Here is a 22,568-nt window from a genome sequence, read left to right on the forward strand (position 1 = left end):
CATTGAAATGACAAGAGCGTGGAGCTAGAGCAAGGCAAAGGATTTTTCCACCGATGACCAAACCGCAAAACCCTGTCCAGATGGCCGTGATCGGCGCCGCCCATGGCATCAAGGGCGAATTGCGCGTGAAAACCTTCACCGGCGATCCGCTGGCGCTGGCCGACTACGGGCCGCTCTATGCCAGGGACGGCCGCGCCTTCCAGATCGTCGACATCAGGCCGGCCAATAACGTCGTGGTGGTGCGCTTCAAAGGTATCAGCGACCGAAACGCTGCCGAGGCGCTCGCCGGCACGGAATTGTTCGTCGACCGCTCGATGCTGCCGGACGACGGCGAAGAGGACGAGTTCTATCATGCCGATCTCGTCGGGCTGGCGGTCCGGGACGATACCGGTGCTGACATCGGCAAGGTCGTCGCCGTGCATAATTTCGGCGGTGGCGATATCCTCGACGTGATGTTGGCGGGGCGCAAAGGCGTGCTGGTCCCGTTCACGCAGGCTGCCGTTCCTGACGTGTCGATCAAGGACGGTTTCGTCCGCATCGATCCGGCGGCGGCGGGCTTGATCGATGACGAAGACAGCGATGCTCCTGGCAGCGATGGTTTCGACCCGAAGGGCAGGCCGCGCGGGCCGAAGGACGCCGGGGGCAACCGGTGAGTTTTTCCGCCTCGGTGCTGACGCTCTATCCCGAAATGTTTCCCGGTGCACTCGGCGTGTCACTGGCCGGCCGGGCGCTGGAGGCCGGCACATGGTCGCTGGAAGCAATCCAGATCCGCGATTTCGCCACCGATCGCCATCGCACCGTCGACGACACGCCGGCCGGCGGCGGCGCCGGCATGGTGATGCGCGCCGACGTTCTGGCCAAGGCGATCGACCATAGCTCGCCACCGGGCGATCCACGACCACGGCTGCTGATGAGCCCGCGTGGAAAACCGCTGACGCAGGTGCGTGTGCGCGAACTGGCCGCGGGGCCGGGCGCGGTGATCGTCTGCGGACGCTTCGAAGGCGTCGACCAGCGGGTGATTGACGCGCGGGGGCTGGAGGAGGTCTCGGTCGGCGACTTCATCCTCTCCGGCGGCGAGCCGGCAGCGCTGGTGCTGCTCGACGCCGTGGTGCGGCTGTTGCCCGGCGTGATGGGCAATACGGTGTCGGGCGATGAAGAGAGCTTTGAAAACGGCCTGCTCGAACATCCGCACTACACGCGTCCGCAGGAATTCGAGGGCCGGCAAATCCCCGAGGTTCTCACCTCGGGCAATCATCAGAAGATCGCCGCGTGGCGACGCGCCGAATCGGAAAGATTGACGAAAGAGCGGCGGCCGGACCTGTTAGCCGCTCAGCCCTTGGTGAAGTAATAGAAGGCAAGAAACACGCCGACCCCGACGACGAAGCCACGCACGGCAATTTGCGGCACGCGCTTGGCGATCCAGACGCCGGCATAGCCGCCCAGCGCGCCGCCCGGTATCATGACGATCGCCTGCCGCCAGGCGATGACGTCGCCGGAGACGAACACCAGGATGGCTACAGCCGCGATGACCACGGCCAGCAGGTTCTTCAGCGCGTTGAGGCGGTGATAGTCGCCGGCCTGGGTGAGGCCGAGCGTCGCCAGCATCATGACGCCCATGCCGGCGCCAAAGAAGCCGCCATAGACGGCGGTGGCGAACTGCGCCAGGGAACCGACCAGCGAACCCACCGCGGCCTGACGGCCCGGCTTGGGCGCCGGCTTCAGCCACGGCCCAGCGGCGAACAGCGCGGTTGCCGCGAGCAGCAGCCAGGGCACCAGGACGCGAAACGACGGATTGTCGAGCGCCAGAAGGATGAGCGCACCGGCCAGCGCGCCAAAAGCCGAGATAAGGCCGAGCAGCAACGCGGTGCGCCAGAAATGCTTGATGTCGGACCAGTAGGCGAGCGTCGAGGTGATGTAGCCGGGAAATTGCGTCAGCGACGAGGTGGCGTTGGCGACGATCGGCGGCAAGCCGACCAGCGACATGGCGCCGAAGGTTATGAATGTCCCGCCGCCGGCTATGGCGTTGACGGCACCTGACAGAAAGCCCGCGAAAAAGAGCAGGGCCGCATCGAGAACTGGCATGGAGGGTGTTGCCGCCGGAGGAAAGTCACGTTCTGCCCGGCTTAAAAAGCTTGGGCCTTCAACGCAACCCCTGTGCCGGAAGATTGCGACGTTGACCAACGACCAAAAAAGAACGCGGCAAAGGCGTGACAAAGCGTCGAAATAGCTGTATGTGCGCGCCGAACCGGGAGAAAATCTGCCGGACCCGTCAACAATGACGGTGTAGTCGCCCCTGCCCGATGTTCTCGAACCCAGATGTTCTCGAACAAAGGGCATAGCCGAGCGGTCAATGGAACTGCAAGGCGAGTGTCGGACGCTCTGACTGTCGGAAGAACAAGAAGTGGATTTGTAGAGATGGATATCCTCCGTCAGCTCGAGGCCGAACAGGCCGCCAAGATCGAAGCCAAGCGCAAGCTTCCCGAATTCCAGCCCGGCGACACCGTACGCGTCCAGGTCCGCGTGACCGAAGGCACCCGCACCCGCGTCCAGGCCTATGAGGGCGTCGTCATCGCCCGCGCCGGCGCCGGTTTCCAGGAGAATTTCACCGTTCGCAAGATTTCCTACGGCGAAGGCGTGGAGCGCGTGTTCCCGGTCTTTTCGCCGATGGTCGAGGGCGTCGAGATCGTGCGCCGCGGCAAGGTGCGCCGCGCCAAGCTCTATTACCTGCGCGATCGTCGCGGCAAGTCGGCCCGCATTTCGGAAAACACCGGCGTGCGCGCCCGCAAGCTGAACGATGAGGAGCGCGATGCGCTGAACGCCGAGAAGGCCCGCATCGAGGCCGAGAAGGTGGCAGCCGCCCAGGCGCTTGCCGCCGAGAAGGCCGCGCAGGAAGCCGCCGAGAAGAAGGCCGCCGACGAGGCCGCCAAGGCCGAGGAAGCCGCTGCCGCCGAATAAGGCGAATTCAAAAACCATGTTTCGGAAAGGCGGCTTCGGCCGCCTTTTTTTGCCTCGCGGAATGGGTTTCGATTTTGCCGGGCCGCGTTCGGTGCGCAATCGAAACGACCGTTCCGTAACGTTCTGAATGCATCGAATCCATTTTCGCGCGAAGCCGCATCAAGCCGGCTTGCAAGGCGCCTGCGGAAAGCTAAAGTCGGCGCCGGATTTCCTGCAAGCCTCGACCATGTCGAGGCCGTTCAAATGCTCGGGGTGTACCATGATCAAATCGAAACTGCTGTTGGCCGGCCTGTTGGCTCTAGTACTTGCGCCCGTTGACGCCCTGGCGCAGGCGCTGCCCGATCTCGGCGGCAAGAAGGTGGTGGTGGTGACGGAAAACGCCTATCCGCCGCTGCAGTTCATCGACGCCAAGACCGGCAAGCAGATCGGCTGGGAATATGACGCGATGAACGAGATCGCCAAGCGGCTGAATTTCCAGGTCGAATACCAGAACACCTCCTGGGACGCGATGATCCAGGCAGTTTCCGACAACCAGTACAACATCGGCATGACCGGTATCACCATCAAGGACGATCGCAAGCAGAAGGTGGATTTCTCCGACCCCTATATGCGCTCGGAACAGTTCATGCTGGTGCGCGGCGACGAGAAGCGCTTCACCGACGCCAAGACGTTCGGCGCTTTCAAGGACGGGTTGATCGGTGCGCAAGCCGGCACCACGCCGTTCTACACCGCTGTCTACAGCGTCCTCGACGGCAATGAGCAGAACCCGCGCATAAAACTGTTCGAGACGTTCGGCGCCACGGTGCAGGCGCTGAAGACCGGCGACGTCGATGTCGTGCTGACCGACGGCACTGCCGGCAAGGGCTATGTCGAGGCGTCCAATGGCGGGCTGAAGCTGATCGGCGGACCACTCGGCACCGAGGATTTCGGCTTTATTTTTCCGAAAGGCTCGGATCTGGTGAAACCGGTCAACGCAGCCATCGCCGCGCTGAAGGCCGACGGCACACTCGACGCGCTCAACAAGAAATGGTTCCTTGATTACAAGATGGGGCAGTGAGCTCGTCTTGCATGACGATTGCGCGCTAGAACGCTCACCGACTTTGCTCTACGAGACCCCCCTCTGCCCTGCCGGGCATCTCCCCCTCACGGGGGGAGATTGGATGTCACCTCAGCTTTCGCTAATCTCCAAGGCTGGCAAGTGGGCGCTATCCGCGAAGCAGCCTATCTCCCCCCTTGAGGGGGAGATGTCCGGCAGGACAGAGGGGGGTGCCTTGGCACCATGCCTTCGCGATGTCTGCTTTGCCGGCGTCGCCTGATGCCGCCCCCTTCCACCGCCAAGTCCGACTTCCCCTGGTGGCTCGCCGTGGCCGCGGCGCTCGCCCTGGCAGCCGCTATCTTCATCGCCGCGAGCGACCTCTATGCCCAGGTTTTCGCGACCGTCGCCAAGGGCATCGGCATCACCGTGTTCGTCACAATGGTCGCCTTCGCGCTGGCCTCGGCAATCGGGCTCGCCATTGCGCTGATGGGGCTGTCGGGGTCGCGCTGGCTGCGCCAGATCGCGCGCTTTTATGTCGAGATCATTCGCGGCGTGCCAATGCTGGTGCTGTTGTTCTGGATCGCCTTCGCCGGCGCGCCGGCCTTCGTCGCGGGATGGAACGCGCTGACGGCGCCGCTGCAGGGTGCCGGCCTGTTCGGCGAGCTAATGATACGCGACGTATCGTTGCTATGGCGCGCCATCATGGCACTGACCATCGGCTACTCGGCCTTCATCTCGGAGGTCTTCCGCGCCGGCATCGAGGCGGTCGAGAAGGGCCAGATCGAGGCCGCGAAGGCGCTGGGGCTGACGCGCACCCAGCGTTTTCGGCTGATCGTCTTTCCGCAGGCGATCCGCACCATCCTGCCGCCGCTCGGCAATGATTTCGTCGCCATGGTCAAGGATTCCTCGCTGGTCTCGGTGCTCGGCGTCGCCGACATCACCCAGATGGGCAAGATCTATGCAGCCGGCTCGTTCCGCTTCTTCGAGACCTATTCGATCGTCGCCTATATCTATCTCATCCTGACGGTCGGCCTGTCGCTGGCCCTGCGGGCGGTGGAGAAGCGGCTGCGCCGCCAAGATGAGCGATAGGCGGCAGGCGAGGACGGCGCTACCATGCGGCATATGTCCTGTGTCCGGAGAAAGCAGTGAACATCGACAAAGCCAATGCGGCGCTGGATGCGGTCTATACGGCCGACACGCCGGAAGCGCTTGCCAAGGCCTACGCCGCCTGGGCTGCGACCTATGACAGCGAAACCGCCGCGCTCGGCTACCTCCTGCCGTTCCTGATCGCCGCCTGGGTGGCGCGCCATGTGCCGTCAGGCGAGGGGCCGCTGCTCGACGCCGGCTGCGGCACCGGCCTGTCGGGACCGTCGCTCAAGGCGCTGGGTTATGAGGACATCGCCGGGCTCGACCTGTCGGCTGAAATGCTGAAAATCGCCGGCAGCCGGCAGGCTTACAGCGAGCTGAAACAGGCGATGCTCGGCGATCCGCTGCCCTGGCCGGACGGGCATTTCCGCGCCTTCTTCTCGACCGGCGTGTTCACCATCAGCCATGCACCGGCCTCCGGCCTGCATGAACTGGTGCGCATCACCAGGAAGGGCGGCCACGCCATCTTCACCGTTCGCGACCAAGTTTTTGCGAGCGGCGGGTTTCAGGCGACGTTCGACGAACTGGAGCAGGCGAAAAAATGGCGGCCGGTCGAAGAAAGCCCGTGGTTCCGCTGCTATGCGATCGCCGAACCTGAGGCGCTGGTGAAGACATTTGTGTTCGAGGTGGTTTGAATACCGGTTTGCAGAACCCAGATTCTGCGAACGCCGCCGCGATTGCCGAAAAGCCAAAACATTGGTATGAGCCACGCCATGGAACAGCTTTTTGGCGATCCGGCTTACAAGGGTTTCGTGCTGCAGGACAGAAAACGCCTGCCGTCGCGGTTCTCGTCGCGCGTTTCCGGCGCTCTGACCAGCCGACTTCGCTGAGATATCCGGGCTAGGCCGTGTTTGCCGGCTAGCCGGCGCTAGTCGCTTCCCATTTTCATATCGACGGATTTACGCACATGAGCGCACCGCGCACCCTCTACGACAAGATATTCGACGACCATGTCGTCGACCGCCAGGACGACGGCACCTGCCTGCTCTATATCGACCGTCACCTCGTCCATGAAGTGACCAGCCCGCAAGCTTTCGAAGGCCTGCGCATGACCGGCAGAAAGGTCCGCCATCCGGAAAAGACGCTGGCCGTGGTCGATCACAATGTATCGACCTCGCCCGAGCGCAAGTTCGGCATCAAGAACGAGGAAAGCCGCATCCAGGTCGAGGCGCTGGCCAGGAACGCCAAGGACTTTGGCGTCGAATACTATTCCGAGAAGGATATCCGCCAGGGCATCGTCCACATCATCGGTCCGGAGCAGGGTTTTACGCTGCCTGGCATGACCATCGTCTGCGGCGACAGCCACACCTCGACGCATGGTGCTTTCGGCGCATTGGCGCACGGCATAGGCACGTCGGAAGTCGAGCATGTGCTGGCCACGCAGACACTGATCCAGCGCAAGGCCAGGAACATGCTGGTGCGCGTGGACGGCGTGCTGCCGGAAGGCGTCACCGCCAAGGACATAATTTTGGCGATCATCGGCGAGATCGGCACTGCCGGCGGCACCGGCTACGTCATCGAATATGCCGGCGAAGCGATCCGCGCGCTGTCCATGGAAGGCCGCATGACCATCTGCAACATGTCGATCGAGGGCGGTGCCCGGGCCGGCCTGATCGCGCCTGACGAGACAACCTTCACCTATGTCAAGGACAAGCCGCGCGCGCCGAAGGGCGAGGCATGGGACGCCGCGCTCGCCTATTGGAAGACGCTGCAGTCCGACGAGGGCGCGCATTTCGACAAGGTGGTCGTGCTCGACGCGGCGAAACTGCCGCCGATCGTCTCCTGGGGCTCCTCGCCCGAGGACGTCGTCTCGGTCCAGGGCATCGTGCCGAACCCAGACGATATCACCGATGAGAACAAGCGTACGTCCAAGCAGCGCGCGCTCGACTATATGGGCCTGACCCCAGGCACCAAGATCACCGATATCGCGCTCGACCGCGTCTTCATCGGCTCCTGCACCAACGGCCGCATCGAGGATCTCCGCGCTGTCGCCAAGGTGGTCGAGGGCAAGAAAGTCAGCCCTCACGTCGATGCGATGATCGTGCCGGGCTCCGGTCTGGTCAAGGAGCAGGCGGAGGCCGAAGGTCTCGACAAGATCTTTGTCGCCGCTGGCTTCGACTGGCGCGAGCCGGGCTGCTCGATGTGCCTTGCCATGAACGACGACCGGCTGAAGCCGCATGAGCGCTGCGCCTCGACCTCGAACCGCAATTTCGAGGGCCGCCAGGGTTTTAAGGGCCGCACCCATCTGGTGTCGCCGGCGATGGCGGCGGCGGCGGCGATCGCCGGCCATTTCGTCGACATCCGCGAGTGGAAATAACCCGCTGACGAGTTGCCAGAACCCGAACCGCGATGCGGTTCGGGTTCTCTTCACGCCGGGCGCCTGACGAATTCGTGGAATTGCTCACGGCGGCCGGGTTCATCCTTTGCCACCACGAGCGCCAGCTGCCGTTCGTCGAACAGCTTGAACCATTCGTCCCATTCGACCAGTTCGTAGCCGCCGGCGTTGGCCGGGCGTTCGGCCTGGTCCTGGTCCTGATAGGCATGCTGGCCGAAAACCAGCCTCAGCATGGCTTGAGTGCCTGTTTCGGGCGATACATCGACGATTGCCGGAAATCCGGCACGTGACGCGGCCCAAGAGCGAATTGCCTCGTGGTCGGTCAGCATGATCGTATCGGCCATGAAATCGTCTCCATCGATTGCTGCTGGAAAACGCCGGTCGCGGTTTCAAGTTCCGTGCAGCGGCTTCATGGCAGCCATATTCGACTTTGCTTAACCGCTTGTTTGGGGCTTGCGCCCTAAGGTCTCTCTCACGGAAGCGTGGGGGTTCACGGTCCTTTGGACAACGGTCTGCTGACAGGGTTGCTCAACCCGACGATCGCGCTTGCGCTCGGCGCGGTGTTTCTCGTGCTGTGGTTGTATCAGCGTCACTGCCCCTATCTGGCTGTGCTCGCCGCCAGTTACTGGCTTTCGGCGGCCGGCTTCCTGCTGCAGTACTTCACCCTGCCCATCGGCATGGCGCCGACCAAACTGCTCTCCGTCACCTGCTTCACGATTGCCGCCAGTGGTCTCGCCGGCGCGATTGTGACACGCTATGGACGGCGCGTGCCCTTTGTTGCGATCGGCTTTCTGGCGAGCAGCGGCCTGGCCGCTTTTTGCTGGTTCATGTTCATCCAGCCCGATCTCACCTGGCGAATCCTGGCGATGAATTTCGCTTTGGGCGGGCTCAGCCTGGTTGTCGCCGCCGAACTGCGCGTGGTGCGCGACAGGGGCCCGACGGAAATGATGCTGTTCGTGCTGTCGCTGCTTTCCGGGCTGAATTTCGTCGCGCGCACCCTTGTTATCGTCATCGCGCATGGGCCCTACCAAAGCTATGACGGGTTCTATGCCTCGTCCTACTGGACGACGGCGCTGCTGTCGCATGCGCTGCTGTCGCTGCTCATCGCGCTTAGCCTGTTCTGCACGGCTGCGCTCGACGTGATGAAAACGCTGAAGGCCGAGGCGTACACCGACCCGCTGTCGGGCCTGCTCAACCGGCGCGGCTTCGAGGAACGCGCCACGCATCTCCTGCGGCACTGCGCCACCGCCAAACTTCCGGTCGCGCTGGTGCTCGCCGACCTCGATCACTTCAAGGCAGTCAACGATCTGCACGGGCATGCGGCGGGTGATCGCGTGATCGCCGATTTCGCCGCCAAGCTTCGATCGGCTGCCGGCACCAGCTGCGTTGCCGGCCGCATCGGTGGCGAGGAGTTCGCCGTGCTTTTGCCACTGAGCGACCTTGGCGCGGCAAGGCTGTTTGCCGAAGCCATTCGCACGCTCTATTCGGCAGGCAGCGTCGACGGGCTTCCGCCCGGCACAAGAGTAACGGCGAGCTTCGGCGTGGCGGCCCGCACCGGCGAGGAGGGGCTGGAGCCGCTGATGCGCCGCGCCGACGAGGCACTTTACAAGGCCAAACGGAACGGCCGCGACAGCGTGCGGCTATCATATGAACGGTCGCCCCATGGACGGTCGGAAACGGCGCTGGTCGTGGAGCCGCTCAAAGCCGGCTGATCGTCCACGTCTAGAGCATTTGCAGCCAAGGGAATCGCTTGGCGCCGCAGAAATCGCGCCAAACAAACAAACAGCGCGGGGTGCGCGGTTCAATTCGAGCGCATTCCGTCCTACGCCCACGTTAACGTGTTTTTCGCCCGTTCGTGATTTGCTGTCGCAGGGAGTGTGAAAGACCACATGGGCGGCGGCGCAGAGTTCATCCTTGCAATCAACCTGCTCGTCGCCGGCCTGCTGGCGGCCGCCTTCATGGCCATATCGTTCGACGACGTGGCGCGCGCGCCGGCGCGCTGGCTGGTCTTCGGTTATCTGCTCGGGATGGCCTATTTCGCCATCGAGTTCAGCATTCCGCTCTTCGACAATGCACGACCCGCAGTCGTCGCGGGCTTCGCCGTTTTCCTGGGCGCCACCATCGCCTTCAATGGCGGGCTTGCCCATAAATACGGCGTGGCGCCGCCTTGGGTGCCGATGCTCGTCTTCCTGTTTGCGGCCACCGTGGCCGTGTATTTCGTGCAGGATCTGCCGCGCCAGTCGCTTGCCCGCATGATGGCCTACCAGCTTCCCTATGCCGCCATGCAGTTCGTCGGCGTCGGCATCGTCTGGTCGTCAAGGCAAAGACGCGACTGGCTCGACCATGCGCTGATGGCCGTCCTGGCGGCCAGCGCCCTGCAATTCGTGAGCAAGCCGTTCATCGCCCATGCCATGGGCGGCTGGGGAGCCAATCCGCAGGCCTATCTGCAGAGCAACTACGCTCTGGTGTCGCAATCGCTTGGCACGGTGTTTGCCATGACAATCGCGCTTCTCATCCTGATCATTCTGGTCCGCGACGTGCTCGCCGAAGCGACGTCGAAGTCGGAGACGGACACGCTGTCGAGGCTGCTCAACCGTGGCGGCTTCGAGCGTCATGCCGAGCTTGCGATGCGTGACGCCGTGCGCAGGGGTATTCCGGTCGCGCTGGTCATCGCCGACCTCGACCATTTCAAGAGCATCAACGACAGTTTCGGCCATGCATCCGGCGACAGGGTCATCGAGGCCTTTGCCGGCTTCCTGCGTGATGCGGCCGCCAAGCATCACGTCGCCGGCCGCATCGGTGGTGAGGAATTCGCCATCATCCTGCCGGGAACCAACCTCGCCGCCGCGCGGCTCTTCGCCGAAGGCACGCGCAGCGCTTTCGGGGCGTTGCCGATCGACTGTCTGCCGGCGAACCATCGTTGCACCGCCAGCTTCGGCGTTGCCGAGCTCCACCCGACTGAGAATTTTTCCGACCTGCTGCGGCGCGCCGACGAAGCGCTCTATCAAGCGAAGGGCAGCGGACGCAATTGCGTGCGGATCTCGATAGGATCAATCGCCGCCCGGCAGCCGGCTGTCGCCAATGCCGGGCCGAAGATCAGCGGCAGGGGCTAAGCTCCGGCATCTCGCCGTCGGAAAGCCCGTACATATAGCTGCGGCCCTTGACGAAAACCGGCGGCCTGTAGCAGTCGCGGCTGCTGACATCGTCCGGTTCGTCTTGATAGACGATTTTGGGCCGGCCGGCGCCGACGTAATCCGACATTTCCTTGGCCAATTCGCCCTCGCCAACGAGGATGCGCTTGTAGCCGGCGGCGCTCTCGATGACGAGATTGCCGAACGAATCGGCATAGACGCGGTCGCGCGTCCCGGCGCGTGCCGGCGCTGCGAAGCCGATGGCCACCGCCACCAGGACGATGGCCATCGAGAGGGGCGCCGGAAGGCGCGATCTGGCTGAATTCGAACGCATGGCGTCCCCCATTTGTCAGAGGCCGAGTCTTGCTCGAATCATTAATTAACCTTTTCTTAACCATTGTTAAGAGGCCAGCCCTGTTGGCCGCCAGGTCTCGGCAAACATGGTTAATATCCGGCGCCTCGCGCTGCGGCCATCTTTCGGCCATGCTTGCCGCCACCATCGCAGCCGGCGCCGAGCGCGACATCGGGTGATCTGCAAAGCATCGCGGCTGGATTGACGCGTAGGGAGACAGTACATGGCGTTAGGCCGGACGTTTCGGGTGACGCTGGCCCTTTGTCCATTGCTGACCACAATTGCCTGCGTGTCTCAGACCAATGCGCCGAAGGCTGGAAATCCGCTCGCCGATTCACCGCAGCCGCGCACCGCGACTTACACTTGCGCCGATGGCGCCAGGATCACCATCGAAAACCTCGGCACTTCGGTGCGGGTGCTTGGCCCGGACGGCGCCAGCGAGGACCTGCCGGCCTCGCCAGCCAATCAAAACAGCCGCTTCGGCGCGGCGCATGACGCAATCGTGATCGACGGGCGCGACGCGCTGGTGATGAAGGGCGGGAGGACGCCGCTGACCTGCAAGCGCTGAAAGTACGCTACGTTCCGGTCCTCGGAACCACTGTTTCCGCCACGGCCTGACCTGAATCTCAACATGCCCCAAGCCGTCGGACCGAAACCACATACCGCACTGCAGCGAACATTGCGCCGGCTTTGGGTCGCGCCCTAATCGATTGAAGCGAAACCCCGCCTTTTGTCAGACTAAATTAGGTTTTCGAAACGATTTTCCGGCTTTGACGCGGTGCAAAAAGAGCATTAGAAACCGGGCTGTCCAAAGTCGCAACCGGAAGCGGTAATGCCGCATTTCCACCTGGGGCTCCAGAGACGCCGAACTGGGGGAGCCATGAGCAAATCACCAGCCACCCGCGAATTTGCCAGACGTGAACGGCCGCTTTCGCCGCATCTGACCGTCTATCGACCGCCGATCACGATGACGATGTCGATCATCCATCGCATCACCGGCGGGGCGCTCTATTTCGGCACGCTGCTGGTCGCGCTGTGGCTGATGGCGGCGGCGAGCTCGCAATCCACCTTCGATGCCGTCAACTGGGCCTTCGGCTCGTGGCTGGGGCGGCTGGTGCTGTTGTTCTATACCTGGGCGCTGATGCACCACATGCTGGGCGGCGTGCGCCATCTGATCTGGGACACCGGGGCCGGTCTTGAAAAGGACACCGCCTCCAGGGTCGCCTGGGCGACGCTGGCCGGCTCGGTCGTACTGACGCTGCTGATCTGGATCGCCGGCTACATGGCGCGGGGAGCCTGATCGTGAGCCACCACAACACCGACATGCGCACGCCGCTGGCCAAGGTCCGCGGCCTCGGCTCCGCCCGCGAGGGCACCGAGCATTTCTGGCGCCAGCGCCTGACGGCGATCGCCAACATTCCGCTGATCCTGTTCTTCGTCGGCTTTCTGATCGCGCTGAACGGCGCCGGCTATGCGCAAGTGCGCGCCGCACTTGCCAACCCGTTCGTGGCGCTGGTCCTGGCCCTGGTGCTGTTGTCCGGGCTCTACCATATGCGGCTCGGCATGCAGGCGATCATCGAGGATTATGTGCATGGCGAGGGCATGAGGCTGGCGCTGCTCGCCCTCAACACATTCTTTCCCGTAGTGGTCGGCGTCGCCTCGATCTTCGCCCTGCTCAAACTGGCATTTGGAGGCTGAAATTTTGGCCAAGGACGCGAACAACGCCAACACGGCGTCCGCCTACAGCTATGTCGACCACAAATTCGACGTGGTTGTGGTCGGCGCCGGCGGCGCCGGCCTGCGCGCCACGCTCGGCATGGCCGAACAGGGCCTGCGCACCGCCTGCATCACCAAGGTTTTCCCGACGCGGTCGCACACTGTCGCCGCTCAGGGCGGTATCGCCGCCTCGCTGTCCAACATGGGGCCCGATTCCTGGCAGTGGCACATGTACGACACCGTGAAAGGATCGGACTGGCTCGGCGACGTCGACGCCATGGAATATCTGGTGCGCGAAGCACCCGCCGCCGTCTACGAGCTCGAACACTACGGCGTGCCGTTCTCGCGCACCGAAGAGGGCAAGATCTACCAGCGGCCGTTCGGCGGCCATATGATGAATTTCGGCGACGGCCCGCCGGTGCAGCGCACCTGTGCGGCCGCCGACCGCACCGGCCACGCCATCCTGCACACGCTCTACGGCCAGTCGCTGAAGAACAACGCGCAGTTCTTCATCGAGTATTTCGCGCTCGACCTGATCATGGAGCCGGACGGCACCTGCACCGGCGTCGTCGCTTGGAACCTCGACGACGGCACCATCCACCGCTTTTCGGCAAAAATGGTGGTGCTGGCGACCGGCGGCTATGGCCGTGCTTATTTCTCGGCGACCTCGGCGCACACCTGCACCGGCGATGGCGGCGGCATGGCGGCGCGGGCCGGGTTGCCGCTGCAGGACATGGAATTCGTGCAGTTCCACCCGACCGGCATCTACGGCGCCGGCTGCCTGATCACCGAGGGCGCGCGCGGCGAAGGCGGCTATCTCGTCAATTCAGAAGGCGAGCGCTTCATGGAGCGCTATGCGCCGTCGGCCAAGGACCTTGCCTCGCGTGACGTGGTCTCGCGCTGCATGACGCTGGAGATTCGTGAGGGACGCGGCGTCGGCAAGAACAAGGACCATATTTTCCTCCACCTCGACCACCTCGATCCGGCCGTCTTGCACGAGCGGCTTCCGGGTATTTCGGAGTCGGCAAAGATCTTTGCCGGCGTCGATCTGACCAAGGAGCCGATCCCGGTGCTGCCGACGGTCCACTACAATATGGGCGGGGTGCCGACCAACTACTGGGGCGAAGTGCTCAACCCCACCGCCTTGAACCCGGACCAGGTGTCGCCCGGGCTGATGGCGGTCGGCGAAGCCGGCTGCGCCTCCGTCCACGGCGCCAACCGGCTGGGCTCCAACTCGCTGATCGATCTGGTGGTGTTCGGCCGCGCGGCGGCGATCCGGGCCGGCCAGGTGATCGACCGGAACGCGGCGATCCCGTCGCCCAACGAAGCCTCGGTCGACAAGATCATGGACCGCTTCGACCGGCTGCGCCACGCCAACGGCTCGACGCCGACGGCGGTTTTGCGCGAAAAGATGCAGAAGGCGATGCAGGACGATGCGGCGGTGTTCCGCACCCAGGAATCGCTGCAAAGCGGCTGCAAGCGCATTTCGCAGATCTGGGGCGAGCTCAAGGACGTAAAAGTGTTCGACCGCTCGATGATCTGGAACTCCGACCTGGTCGAGACGCTGGAGCTGGAAAACCTGATGGCCAACGCCATCACCACGGTCTACGCCGCCGAGGCGCGCAAGGAGAGCCGTGGCGCACATGCGCGAGAAGATTTTTCGGCGCGCGACGATGCGAACTGGCGCAAGCACACGCTGTCCCGGCTCAGCGAGGCCGGCGAGGTGTCGCTCAGCTATCGGCCGGTGCACACCGAGCCGCTGCTTAGGGAAGCAGACGGCGGCATCAACGTGGCCAAGATCGCGCCCAAGGCCAGGGTGTATTGATGATGGCCGCCGTAAACGGGACTTGGTCCGGGCTGAAGCTCGTCATCCGAAAGGACCTGAGATAATGGTCGAACTCACCCTTCCGAAAAACTCGAAGATCAAGGCCGGAAAAACCTGGCCGAAGCCGGAGGGTGCGACCAATCTGCGGGAGTACCGCATCTACCGCTGGTCGCCGGACGATGACGAGAACCCGCGCATGGACACTTATTTCGTCGACATGGACGATTGCGGGCCGATGGTGCTCGACGCGCTGCTCTGGATCAAGAACAAGATCGACCCGACGCTGACGCTGCGCCGCTCCTGCCGCGAGGGCATTTGCGGCTCCTGCGCCATGAATATCGACGGTTCCAACACGCTTGCCTGCACCAAGGGCTGCGACGACATTTCCGGTGCGATCAAGGTCTACCCGCTGCCGCATATGCCGGTGGTCAAGGACCTGGTGCCCGACCTGACCAATTTCTACGCCCAGCACGCCTCGATCGAGCCGTGGCTGAAGACGGTGTCGCCCGAACCGGCCAAGGAATGGCTGCAGAGCCATGAGGACCGCGAAAAGCTCGACGGGCTCTATGAATGCATCCTGTGTGCCTGCTGCTCGACCTCATGCCCGAGCTACTGGTGGAACGGCGACCGCTATCTCGGCCCGGCGACGCTGCTGCAGGCCTATCGCTGGCTGATCGATTCCCGGGACGAGGCCAAGGGCGAACGGCTCGACAATCTCGAAGACCCGTTCCGGCTCTATCGCTGCCACACCATCATGAACTGCGCCCAGACTTGTCCCAAGGGGCTGAACCCGGCCAAGGCGATCGCCGAGATCAAGAAGATGATGGTGGAGAGAAGGGTTTAGCTTCGGACGGGTTGCTGCAGGGATCATTTCGTCGGTAGTGATCCTTCGCGCCGGCGCTGTCCCGCCGACTTCAAAGGAAGCCGACCCATGACCGATACCGAACTCCCCATCCTCTCTCCCGTCGAAGCGCGCGTGCTCGGTTGCCTGATCGAAAAGAAGGAACTGACGCCCGACATCTACCCGCTGACGCTCAATGCGGCACTTGCCGCCGCCAACCAGAAGACGGCGCGCGAGCCGGTGATGTCGGTCGAGCTTGTCGAGGTGAGACGAGCGCTTGGCCAACTCGAGCACAAGGGGCTCGTCAGGCAGGTCTTTGCCTCGCGCGTCGAGCGCTACGAGCATGTCGTCGCGCAGCGCTTTTCGCTGACCTCGGCGCAGATTACGCTGCTTGGGCTGCTGTTGCTGCGCGGTCCGCAGACCGCCTATGAATTGCTGGCGCGCAGCGAGCGCATGGCGCGGTTGCCCTCCATCGACGAGCTTCGCAGCAATCTCGACCTGTTGATCGGCCGCAAGCCGCCGCTCGTTCAGCAGATCGATCGTGGTCCCGGCCAGCGTGAGGACCGCTATGTGCATCTCCTGGGCGGGCCGGTGCAGCTGTCGGCTGCCGTAGCGCCCTTGCAAGCGCCTTCGCCGGCCTCGGATCTCGAAGCGCGCGTGCAGGCTCTCGAGGAAGAGGTCGCACAGCTGCGCGCACGCATCGACGCGCTGACCGGCGACGGACGCTGATGACCTTTTGAGGTGTTGGAGGGACGTGAAGGATCGCCTACGCCCCACAAATGAAAACGCCGGCCTTGGAGCCGGCGTTTATCACCTCATGCCATCTGCTCAGCCGAGCTTGGCGTCGAGCGAAACCTTTATGGCGCCGAGCGCCTTCGAGACCGGGCATTCGGCCTTGGCCTTCTCGGCCAGCTCCTGGAACTTCGCCGCATCGATGCCCGGCACCTTGCCGACCACCGTGAGCGCGCTGCCGGTGATCCCCGTGCCAGGGACCAGCGTCACCACCGCCTTGGCGTCGAGTTCGGTGGCGGGGGTGCCGTTCTCGGCCAGGAAGTGAGAGAACTGCATGGCGTAGCAGCCGGCATGCGCGGCGGCGATGAGTTCCTCCGGATTGGTGCCGGCCTTGCCGCTTTCGTCCTCGAACCGCGCCTTGAACGAGTACGGCGTGCCTTTCAGGGCCGCGCTCTGCGTGTCGAGCGTGCCGTTGCCCTCTTTCAGATTGCCTTTCCAGACGGCGTTTGCGGTGCGGTCCATGAAGTCCTCCTTGATTGTGGTGGCTGAGCCGTGATCGGCGTCTGGTCGACTATAGCGCGCGCGGGCACGAAGGCCACCCGTGCTTTCGCGCCAATGGCGACGCGTAAAAAAAATCCGCGTGCAAAAATGTCGACTTCCATCTGCCTCGGCCGTCCTGCGGGCGGCCACGGGTTTCGTGGCCGAATGGAGGACACCATGAATAATCTGTTTTCTGCTCACTGGAGTGACACCGGCCGAAAGGCGGCTGAACAGGAACCTGACCGGTTGGATCGGCAACCTTCCGGTTTCGGTCGACTGCTTGCTGCGGTCGCCATGATAGGGGTTGCGGTATCCCTTCTCGATCATGCGGCGGTCAAAAGCCCGGCTGGGACCTTGGTCGCCAACAGTTCGTCCCAACAAGGAAGATGAGAGATGAAATATGTTTGCCTGGTTTATGGTGAGGAAAAAGACCTTTACGCGATGAGCCCGGAGAGGCTGGCCAGGCTCGACGCCGACTCGCTGGCCTATGACAAATCGGTGGAGCAAAGCGGCCGGCTGATCATCGCGCAGGCGCTGCAGTCGGTAAAAACCTCGAAAACCGTGCGCCGGCGCAAGGGCAAGCGGCTGATCACCGATGGTCCCTTCGCCGAGACCAAGGAGCAATTGCTCGGCTTCGTCATGATCGAGGCGGGGGATATCGACGAGGCGCTGGAGATTGCCGGCGGGATTCCGCTGGCCGAAATCGGCACCATCGAGGTCAGGGCGATCTACAACGTGCCGGGATCTTGAACATAATTCCGGTTGCGTCCGGCGGAATCGATTTCTTCGGCGGGCGCAACTTTTGCGTGTTGAAGCGAGACAGCACTTCTCCTATCGTCGCTGCGGTTGGGGGATTTCGGGCATGCATATACTGATTGCTGCAATTGGGCTGTTGGGAGCGGCGGCGTTCTGGTGGTATCGGATGAAGGCCATGAACGATGCGGCGCGCGAGGTCGCGGACGTCGTCGGGCGGGTGCAAGGCAACATTCGGCGCAAGAGGTTGCGCAAGCAGGCGGCGCTCTCACCGCTGACGGCGATCGACGATCCGGTCGTGGCGGCCGCGACACTGATCACCGCCATCATTGCCGAGAACGGCCCTGTCCTGTCGCAGCGCGAAGCCGTGATTCGGTCGGTGATTTCGGAGATTGCAGACGACAAGAAGACCGATGAGGCCGTGGTCTACGCCAAATGGGCGGCGTCCCAGATCGACGATGCCACGATCGTCATCGACAAACTGGCGCCGTTTCTGCGCGAACGTCTCGATGTGACTGAACGAAACGATTTGCTGCAGATGGTGAACCGCGCGGCGCAGGCTGGTGAGCAACCCCTAAAAATATCCGACCAGAGGATACTGAGGCTGCGCCAGAAGCTCGGCTTCGAGGTCAACTAAGGGTGTGCTGATATTCAGGTGGTGCCGGCCCGTCAGTCGGGTTCAGATCGCCTCGCCCTTGAGCAGTTTCGGCGTGTCGCCGGACAGACCGGACGCCTGGCGGATGAAGAAATCCTTCAGCCGCGGCATGCGTTCGACGAGACCGAGGCCGATGTCGCGGACGGCGCGCAACGGGCCGATGTCGTTGGAAAACAGACGGTTCAGGACATCGGTGGTGATGCCCATCTGCAACGTGTCGAAGCGCCGCCACTGCTGGTAGCGTTCGAGCACGTCGAGCGCACCGACATCCTGGCCGAGCCGGTCGGCCTCGACCACCACTTCGGCCAATGCCGCGACATCCTTGAAACCGAGATTGAGGCCCTGGCCGGCGATCGGGTGGATGCCGTGGGCGGCGTCGCCGGCGAGCGCAATGCGCGGCGCGACGAAATCGCGGGCGATGGTCAGGCCGAGCGGCCAGGCGCGCGGCCTGTCGGCGACGCGAATTTCGCCGAGCTTCAGGCCAAACCGCTGTTCCAACTCGTGCTCGAAGACGAGGTCGTCGCCGTCGACCAGTTTTTCGGCATCTTCCGACCGCTCGACCCAGACGATCGACGAGCGGTGGGTGCCGTCCTTGTCCGACTTGAGCGGCAGCGTGGCGAACGGGCCGGCTGGCAGAAAATGCTCTTCGGCGCGGCCATTATGCGGCCGTTCATGCGCGACGGTGCAGACGATGCCGGACTGGCCGTAGTCCCATTTCACCGTCTTGATGCCGGCCATGTCGCGCAGCTTCGAGTTGACGCCGTCGGCGGCGATCAGCAGCCGCGCCTTCAGCGTCGCGCCGTCGGCAAGATGGACGGTGATGCCGGCGCCGTTGACGTCGAAGGCACTGACGGCGACGCCTTCGATGATGTCGATGCCGAGTGTTTCAGCGCGCCGGCGCAAGGCGCCATTCAAATCCCGGTTGGCCACCATATGGGCAAACGCTTCGCCGGGCGCGACCTCGCCATCGAACGTGAGAAACACCGGGCGCAGCGGATCGGAGGTGCGCGAATCGGTGACGATCATCTCGGTGATCGCCTGCGCCTCGGGGGCGATCTCGGCCCAGACGCCGAGCTGGTCGAGCATGCGGCAAGCGGCAGCGGCGATCGCCGAGGCGCGGCCGTCCTTTTGCCAGGTGCCGGCGGGCGCGGCGTCGACGACAGCGACGGCCAGGCTCGGTCGTGCCTGTTTCAGCGATACGGCGGCGGCAAGGCCGACATAGCCGGCGCCGGCGACCAGAATGTCGAGCGCGGTTCGGTTTTTTGCATCCGCCTTGTCGAGCATGGCAAATTCCTTTCCGGCCAAATTTCTTTCCGGCCTTGACTGCCCGTCATTCCTGTCGGAAACCGCCATAACACTTTTGCGGCTTCTGAAGCTCGCTTCGAGTGAAATATCGAAATTAAGGCGAACTTCGGAATCAAAACGACACGAGGGCGCGAAACATGACGGCGGCCATGGACGAGCTTCTCGGCATTCTCGACCTCGAGCAGCTGGAACACAACCTGTACCGTGGTCGCAGCCCCAAACTCGACTGGCAGCGTGTCTTCGGCGGCCAGACCATCGCCCAGGCGCTGGTCGCCGCCCAGCGAACGGTCGAGCCCGAACGCCACGTGCATTCGCTGCACGGCTATTTCATGCGGCCGGGCGACACCAAGGTGCCGATCATCTACCAGGTCGACCGCATCCGCGACGGCGGCTCCTTCACCACGCGCCGTGTCGTGGCTGTCCAGCACGGCCAGGCGATCTTTTCGCTGGAAGCCTCGTTCCAGCAGGACGAGGTCGGTCTCGAGCACCAGGTCCCGATGCCGCTGGACGTGCCGGCGCCCGACACATTGCTGTCGCAGCGCGAATTGATCGGCAAGTTCGGCGCGGCCGTGCCCGACGGCATCAGGCGCTACTGGGAGCGTGACCGGCCGATCGAGATGAAGCCGGTGATGCTGGAGCATTACACCAGCCGGGAGAAGCTGGAGCCGAAACAGAACATCTGGATCCGCACGACCGGCCCGGTTCCGGGCGATCGCGCCGCGCAGGCGGCCGTGCTTGCCTATCTTTCCGACATGACGCTGCTCGATACCTCGACCTTTGCGCATGGCCGCGCCATCTTCGATAGCGACATCCAGGCGGCGAGCCTCGATCACGCCATGTGGTTCCATCGCAGCCATCCACTCGACGACTGGATGCTCTACACGCAGGACAGCCCGTCGACGCAGGGGTCGCGGGGGTTCACGCGCGGGTCGCTGTTTGCCCGCGACGGCACGTTGATCGCCTCGGTTGCCCAGGAAGGCCTCATCAGGCTGAAGCGGCCGCCCGCGGAATAGGCAATTTTGCAAAATTGCCTACTTTTTAATCAGCTGTGCTGCCGCGACTATGAACAGTCAGCCGACAAACCTTCCCCAAGTCGTTATTTAACAGCAGCTTAACACCCTGCTTCGGCAACTGGCACGGAGCTTGAATCCTAGCGGGCACTCTCCGGCTCTCATGGGGATCGGCGAAGTCGTGCAAACGCGGGGACCCGCAACAGTAAAGGGTGAAACCTTATGAAAATAGTGATGGCAATCATCAAGCCGTTCAAGCTCGACGAGGTGCGCGAAGCGCTCACCGCAGTCGGCATCCAGGGCCTGACCGTCACCGAAGTCAAAGGCTATGGGCGTCAGAAGGGACACACGGAAATCTATCGCGGGGCGGAATACGCGGTCAGCTTCCTGCCGAAGATCAAGATCGAAGTCGCGGTCGGCCTGGACATGGTCGACAAGGCCGTCGAAGCCATCACTGCGGCGGCCAAGACCGGTCAGATCGGCGACGGCAAGATCTTCGTTTTCGGCATCGACCAGGCGGTGCGCATTCGCACCGGCGAAACAGACACCGACGCGCTTTGAGCTGCGGAAACGTATTCCAATGGAGAGTTCAATGAATATTCCTTCTACTTTGAAGTCGGTGGCGCGCACCGCGCTGCTAGGCTCACTCGCTATCGCAGCGCTGGGCACGGTCGCCGCATTCGCGCAGGAAGCGGCGCCGGCCGCACCGGCCGCGCCAGCAGCGCCGGCCTTTACCGTCGACAAGGGCGACACGACGTGGATGATGATCTCCACCATCCTGGTGCTGCTGATGACCATTCCCGGCCTTGCCCTTTTCTACGGCGGCCTGGTTCGCGCCAAGAATATGCTGTCGGTGCTGATGCAGGTCTTCACCATCACCAGCGTGGTCATGATCGTCTGGGTTTTCTACGGCTACAGCCTTGCCTTCACCCCCGGCAACGCCTTCGTCGGCGGCCTTTCCAAGATGTTTCTCGCCGGCGTCGACGTGACGACGGTGTCGGAAACTTTTACCAAGGGCGTCGCCATTCCTGAACTGGTGTTCGTCATCTTCCAGATGAGCTTCGCCTGCATCACGCCTGCCCTGATCGTCGGCGCCTTCGCCGAACGCGTCAAGTTTTCGGCCGTGATCCTTTTTACCATCCTGTGGGTCACATTCGTCTACTTCCCGATCGCGCATATGGTCTGGTTCTGGGGCGGCCCGAGCGCTTACAGCGACCCGTCGGGGCTCATCTTCAGCTTCGGCGCCATCGACTTCGCCGGCGGCACCGTCGTTCACATCAATGCGGGCATCGCCGGCCTTGTCGGCGCGCTGATGATCGGCAAGCGCATCGGCTACAACAAGGACGTCATGGCGCCGCATTCGATGACACTGACCATGGTCGGCGCTTCGCTGCTGTGGGTCGGCTGGTTCGGCTTCAATGCCGGTTCGAACCTCGAAGCCAACGCCTATGCGGTGCTGGCCATGGTCAACACCTTCGTCGCCACAGCCGCGGCGGCAGTGACCTGGATCGTGCTCGAAACGCTGCTGCGCGGCAAAGCCTCCATGCTTGGCGCGGTTTCGGGCGCCGTTACCGGCCTTGTCGCCGTCACGCCCGCTGCCGGCTTTGGCGGACCGATGGGCGTCATCGTGCTCGGCATCGTCGCCAGCTGCGTCTGCTACTTCTTCGTCTCGGTCGTGAAGAACAAGTTCGGCTACGACGACAGCCTCGATGTCTTCGGCATCCACTGCGTCGGCGGCATCATCGGCGCGCTCGGCACCGGCATCCTGGTCAATCCCGCCCTCGGCGGCGCCGGCATCGTCGATTATTCGACGGCCGACTTCGCCGCCGGCTATGCCGGCACGGCGACCCAGTTGTGGTCGCAGTTCAAGGGTGTCTTGGTAACCGTCCTGTGGTCGGGCATCGGCAGCGCCATCCTCTACAAGATCGTCGATATGATCGTAGGCTTGCGCCCGACAGCCGATGCAGAGCGCGAAGGGCTCGACCTCACCGCGCATGGCGAAGCGGCCTATCACCCGTAAGCCTGGTAATCTGTGGGTCTTGTCTGGGTCGGCCTCGGCCGCCCCGGACCTCTCCTCCCGTCGTGACGCTCCCGAAAGGGCTCACGCATTGAGGCCCGGACCGGTTCCGGGCCTCTTTTTTGGTGCGATGCCGCGCCAGTGGCAGTCCAGGCTCGGTCACAATCGCTTGATCGGGCGCCTGATCGATCTTGGCGATGAAACATCGGCCGGGCCAGC

26 protein-coding genes are annotated in these 22,568 nt (G+C 63.4%); 21 read left to right on the plus strand and 5 right to left on the minus strand.

From position 1 onward, the window contains the following. Positions 1-53: 53 nt before the first annotated feature. Positions 54-653, plus strand: a complete 600-nt coding sequence (gene rimM / locus AC0L2B_RS04445) for a ribosome maturation factor RimM (protein WP_473744376.1) — start codon at positions 54-56, stop codon at positions 651-653. Next, the gene (trmD, locus tag AC0L2B_RS04450) at positions 650-1,348 is read left to right on the plus strand and encodes a tRNA (guanosine(37)-N1)-methyltransferase TrmD (RefSeq protein WP_023800593.1); all 699 of its coding nucleotides are present in this window, start codon (positions 650-652) and stop codon (positions 1,346-1,348) included. Before rimM ends, trmD begins: the two co-directional genes overlap by 4 nt. On the opposite strand, the gene AC0L2B_RS04455 is transcribed toward trmD, so the two are convergent. Beyond that, positions 1,330-2,082, minus strand: coding sequence for a sulfite exporter TauE/SafE family protein (locus AC0L2B_RS04455; protein ID WP_091592219.1), 753 nt, complete (start codon positions 2,080-2,082; stop codon positions 1,330-1,332). The genes trmD and AC0L2B_RS04455 overlap by 19 nt on opposite strands. Before the next feature lie 333 nt (positions 2,083-2,415). Between AC0L2B_RS04455 and rplS the strand changes: the two genes are divergently transcribed. The 5 genes from rplS to leuC all read left to right on the plus strand — a co-directional run bounded on the left by rplS (position 2,416) and on the right by leuC (position 7,454). Beyond that, positions 2,416-2,955 carry a 50S ribosomal protein L19 gene (gene rplS / locus AC0L2B_RS04460; RefSeq protein WP_023800592.1) on the plus strand — a complete coding sequence of 180 codons (540 nt, stop codon included), beginning with the start codon at positions 2,416-2,418 and terminating at the stop codon, positions 2,953-2,955. Positions 2,956-3,214: 259 nt separating this feature from the next. Next, complete coding sequence (locus tag AC0L2B_RS04465; protein ID WP_473744377.1) at positions 3,215-4,012, plus strand: transporter substrate-binding domain-containing protein; 798 nt, start codon at positions 3,215-3,217, stop codon at positions 4,010-4,012. A gap of 258 nt (positions 4,013-4,270) precedes the next feature. Next, positions 4,271-5,080, plus strand: coding sequence for an amino acid ABC transporter permease (locus AC0L2B_RS04470; RefSeq protein ID WP_473744378.1), 810 nt, complete (start codon positions 4,271-4,273; stop codon positions 5,078-5,080). Between the two features lie 56 nt (positions 5,081-5,136). Beyond that, the gene (locus AC0L2B_RS04475; protein ID WP_023800588.1) at positions 5,137-5,772 is read left to right on the plus strand and encodes a class I SAM-dependent DNA methyltransferase; all 636 of its coding nucleotides are present in this window, start codon (positions 5,137-5,139) and stop codon (positions 5,770-5,772) included. 272 nt (positions 5,773-6,044) lie between these two features. Beyond that, positions 6,045-7,454, plus strand: coding sequence for a 3-isopropylmalate dehydratase large subunit (leuC, locus tag AC0L2B_RS04480; protein WP_128170446.1), 1,410 nt, complete (start codon positions 6,045-6,047; stop codon positions 7,452-7,454). A 50-nt stretch (positions 7,455-7,504) separates the two neighbouring features. Here the strand turns inward: leuC and AC0L2B_RS04485 are convergent, their stop codons facing one another. Beyond that, entirely contained in the window at positions 7,505-7,816 is a 312-nt protein-coding gene (locus AC0L2B_RS04485) for a hypothetical protein (RefSeq protein WP_023800585.1), read from the minus strand. Between the two features lie 156 nt (positions 7,817-7,972). Here AC0L2B_RS04485 and AC0L2B_RS04490 point away from each other — a divergent pair, with 156 nt between their 5' ends. Together AC0L2B_RS04490 and AC0L2B_RS04495 are read left to right on the plus strand one after the other, a co-directional pair. Then, a complete protein-coding gene (locus tag AC0L2B_RS04490; protein WP_473744380.1) occupies positions 7,973-9,184 on the plus strand; it encodes a GGDEF domain-containing protein in 1,212 nt (403 codons plus the stop codon). 177 nt (positions 9,185-9,361) lie between these two features. Next, positions 9,362-10,585 carry a GGDEF domain-containing protein gene (locus AC0L2B_RS04495; protein ID WP_473744382.1) on the plus strand — a complete coding sequence of 408 codons (1,224 nt, stop codon included), beginning with the start codon at positions 9,362-9,364 and terminating at the stop codon, positions 10,583-10,585. On the opposite strand, the gene AC0L2B_RS04500 is transcribed toward AC0L2B_RS04495, so the two are convergent. Continuing rightward, positions 10,569-10,937, minus strand: a complete 369-nt coding sequence (locus tag AC0L2B_RS04500) for a hypothetical protein (RefSeq protein WP_128170444.1) — start codon at positions 10,935-10,937, stop codon at positions 10,569-10,571. The two genes, AC0L2B_RS04495 and AC0L2B_RS04500, sit on opposite strands and share 17 nt — an antisense overlap. Before the next feature lie 241 nt (positions 10,938-11,178). Between AC0L2B_RS04500 and AC0L2B_RS04505 the strand changes: the two genes are divergently transcribed. From AC0L2B_RS04505 to AC0L2B_RS04530, 6 genes are all read left to right on the plus strand, one after another. Further along, a complete protein-coding gene (locus AC0L2B_RS04505) occupies positions 11,179-11,523 on the plus strand; it encodes a hypothetical protein (protein WP_023800582.1) in 345 nt (114 codons plus the stop codon). Positions 11,524-11,835: 312 nt separating this feature from the next. Then, the gene (gene sdhC / locus AC0L2B_RS04510; protein WP_023800581.1) at positions 11,836-12,255 is read left to right on the plus strand and encodes a succinate dehydrogenase, cytochrome b556 subunit; all 420 of its coding nucleotides are present in this window, start codon (positions 11,836-11,838) and stop codon (positions 12,253-12,255) included. A 23-nt stretch (positions 12,256-12,278) separates the two neighbouring features. After that, positions 12,279-12,653, plus strand: coding sequence for a succinate dehydrogenase, hydrophobic membrane anchor protein (sdhD, locus tag AC0L2B_RS04515; protein ID WP_268929907.1), 375 nt, complete (start codon positions 12,279-12,281; stop codon positions 12,651-12,653). Between the two features lie 4 nt (positions 12,654-12,657). Next, positions 12,658-14,496 (plus strand): succinate dehydrogenase flavoprotein subunit, encoded by a 1,839-nt coding sequence (gene sdhA, locus AC0L2B_RS04520; protein ID WP_473744383.1) that lies wholly within the window; start codon positions 12,658-12,660, stop codon positions 14,494-14,496. 64 nt (positions 14,497-14,560) lie between these two features. After that, a complete protein-coding gene (locus AC0L2B_RS04525) occupies positions 14,561-15,340 on the plus strand; it encodes a succinate dehydrogenase iron-sulfur subunit (RefSeq protein WP_473513156.1) in 780 nt (259 codons plus the stop codon). Positions 15,341-15,427: 87 nt separating this feature from the next. After that, positions 15,428-16,066, plus strand: coding sequence for a YceH family protein (locus AC0L2B_RS04530; protein ID WP_473629504.1), 639 nt, complete (start codon positions 15,428-15,430; stop codon positions 16,064-16,066). Between the two features lie 99 nt (positions 16,067-16,165). On the opposite strand, the gene AC0L2B_RS04535 is transcribed toward AC0L2B_RS04530, so the two are convergent. After that, positions 16,166-16,591, minus strand: coding sequence for an OsmC family protein (locus AC0L2B_RS04535; RefSeq protein WP_287222750.1), 426 nt, complete (start codon positions 16,589-16,591; stop codon positions 16,166-16,168). Between the two features lie 195 nt (positions 16,592-16,786). Between AC0L2B_RS04535 and AC0L2B_RS04540 the strand changes: the two genes are divergently transcribed. The 3 genes from AC0L2B_RS04540 to AC0L2B_RS04550 all read left to right on the plus strand — a co-directional run bounded on the left by AC0L2B_RS04540 (position 16,787) and on the right by AC0L2B_RS04550 (position 17,999). Further along, positions 16,787-16,999 carry a hypothetical protein gene (locus AC0L2B_RS04540; RefSeq protein ID WP_287222753.1) on the plus strand — a complete coding sequence of 71 codons (213 nt, stop codon included), beginning with the start codon at positions 16,787-16,789 and terminating at the stop codon, positions 16,997-16,999. 3 nt (positions 17,000-17,002) lie between these two features. Next, a complete protein-coding gene (locus AC0L2B_RS04545) occupies positions 17,003-17,359 on the plus strand; it encodes a YciI family protein (RefSeq protein ID WP_128245840.1) in 357 nt (118 codons plus the stop codon). Positions 17,360-17,471: 112 nt separating this feature from the next. Further along, on the plus strand, positions 17,472-17,999 hold the full coding sequence (locus AC0L2B_RS04550) for a hypothetical protein (protein ID WP_287194757.1): 528 nt from the start codon (positions 17,472-17,474) through the stop codon (positions 17,997-17,999). Positions 18,000-18,041: 42 nt separating this feature from the next. Here the strand turns inward: AC0L2B_RS04550 and AC0L2B_RS04555 are convergent, their stop codons facing one another. Next, the gene (locus tag AC0L2B_RS04555) at positions 18,042-19,301 is read right to left on the minus strand and encodes a ubiquinone biosynthesis hydroxylase (protein WP_473744385.1); all 1,260 of its coding nucleotides are present in this window, start codon (positions 19,299-19,301) and stop codon (positions 18,042-18,044) included. A gap of 158 nt (positions 19,302-19,459) precedes the next feature. Here AC0L2B_RS04555 and tesB point away from each other — a divergent pair, with 158 nt between their 5' ends. The 3 genes from tesB to AC0L2B_RS04570 all read left to right on the plus strand — a co-directional run bounded on the left by tesB (position 19,460) and on the right by AC0L2B_RS04570 (position 22,352). Continuing rightward, complete coding sequence (gene tesB, locus AC0L2B_RS04560) at positions 19,460-20,335, plus strand: acyl-CoA thioesterase II (RefSeq protein WP_027155914.1); 876 nt, start codon at positions 19,460-19,462, stop codon at positions 20,333-20,335. A 219-nt stretch (positions 20,336-20,554) separates the two neighbouring features. Continuing rightward, the gene (locus AC0L2B_RS04565) at positions 20,555-20,893 is read left to right on the plus strand and encodes a P-II family nitrogen regulator (protein ID WP_023800571.1); all 339 of its coding nucleotides are present in this window, start codon (positions 20,555-20,557) and stop codon (positions 20,891-20,893) included. A 31-nt stretch (positions 20,894-20,924) separates the two neighbouring features. Next, entirely contained in the window at positions 20,925-22,352 is a 1,428-nt protein-coding gene (locus AC0L2B_RS04570) for an ammonium transporter (RefSeq protein WP_091592240.1), read from the plus strand. The last annotated feature ends 216 nt before the right edge of the window (positions 22,353-22,568 follow it).

It is taken from the genome of Mesorhizobium sp. WSM4815 (genome assembly GCF_055811575.1).

Coding starts and splice junctions, on each gene's coding strand:
- AC0L2B_RS04530 (WP_473629504.1), top strand. CDS start 15,428: ATGACCGATACCGAACTCCCCATCCTCTCTCCCGTCGAAGCGCGCGTG.
- AC0L2B_RS04465 (WP_473744377.1), top strand. CDS start 3,215: ATGATCAAATCGAAACTGCTGTTGGCCGGCCTGTTGGCTCTAGTACTT.
- rplS (WP_023800592.1), top strand. CDS start 2,416: ATGGATATCCTCCGTCAGCTCGAGGCCGAACAGGCCGCCAAGATCGAA.
- AC0L2B_RS04500 (WP_128170444.1), bottom strand. CDS start 10,937: ATGCGTTCGAATTCAGCCAGATCGCGCCTTCCGGCGCCCCTCTCGATG.
- AC0L2B_RS04470 (WP_473744378.1), top strand. CDS start 4,271: ATGCCGCCCCCTTCCACCGCCAAGTCCGACTTCCCCTGGTGGCTCGCC.
- AC0L2B_RS04570 (WP_091592240.1), top strand. CDS start 20,925: ATGAATATTCCTTCTACTTTGAAGTCGGTGGCGCGCACCGCGCTGCTA.
- AC0L2B_RS04555 (WP_473744385.1), bottom strand. CDS start 19,301: ATGCTCGACAAGGCGGATGCAAAAAACCGAACCGCGCTCGACATTCTG.
- AC0L2B_RS04505 (WP_023800582.1), top strand. CDS start 11,179: ATGGCGTTAGGCCGGACGTTTCGGGTGACGCTGGCCCTTTGTCCATTG.
- AC0L2B_RS04550 (WP_287194757.1), top strand. CDS start 17,472: ATGCATATACTGATTGCTGCAATTGGGCTGTTGGGAGCGGCGGCGTTC.
- AC0L2B_RS04485 (WP_023800585.1), bottom strand. CDS start 7,816: ATGGCCGATACGATCATGCTGACCGACCACGAGGCAATTCGCTCTTGG.
- AC0L2B_RS04455 (WP_091592219.1), bottom strand. CDS start 2,082: ATGCCAGTTCTCGATGCGGCCCTGCTCTTTTTCGCGGGCTTTCTGTCA.
- tesB (WP_027155914.1), top strand. CDS start 19,460: ATGACGGCGGCCATGGACGAGCTTCTCGGCATTCTCGACCTCGAGCAG.
- rimM (WP_473744376.1), top strand. CDS start 54: ATGACCAAACCGCAAAACCCTGTCCAGATGGCCGTGATCGGCGCCGCC.
- AC0L2B_RS04565 (WP_023800571.1), top strand. CDS start 20,555: ATGAAAATAGTGATGGCAATCATCAAGCCGTTCAAGCTCGACGAGGTG.
- leuC (WP_128170446.1), top strand. CDS start 6,045: ATGAGCGCACCGCGCACCCTCTACGACAAGATATTCGACGACCATGTC.
- AC0L2B_RS04525 (WP_473513156.1), top strand. CDS start 14,561: ATGGTCGAACTCACCCTTCCGAAAAACTCGAAGATCAAGGCCGGAAAA.
- AC0L2B_RS04545 (WP_128245840.1), top strand. CDS start 17,003: ATGAAATATGTTTGCCTGGTTTATGGTGAGGAAAAAGACCTTTACGCG.
- AC0L2B_RS04540 (WP_287222753.1), top strand. CDS start 16,787: ATGAATAATCTGTTTTCTGCTCACTGGAGTGACACCGGCCGAAAGGCG.
- AC0L2B_RS04535 (WP_287222750.1), bottom strand. CDS start 16,591: ATGGACCGCACCGCAAACGCCGTCTGGAAAGGCAATCTGAAAGAGGGC.
- AC0L2B_RS04495 (WP_473744382.1), top strand. CDS start 9,362: ATGGGCGGCGGCGCAGAGTTCATCCTTGCAATCAACCTGCTCGTCGCC.
- sdhD (WP_268929907.1), top strand. CDS start 12,279: ATGCGCACGCCGCTGGCCAAGGTCCGCGGCCTCGGCTCCGCCCGCGAG.
- sdhC (WP_023800581.1), top strand. CDS start 11,836: ATGAGCAAATCACCAGCCACCCGCGAATTTGCCAGACGTGAACGGCCG.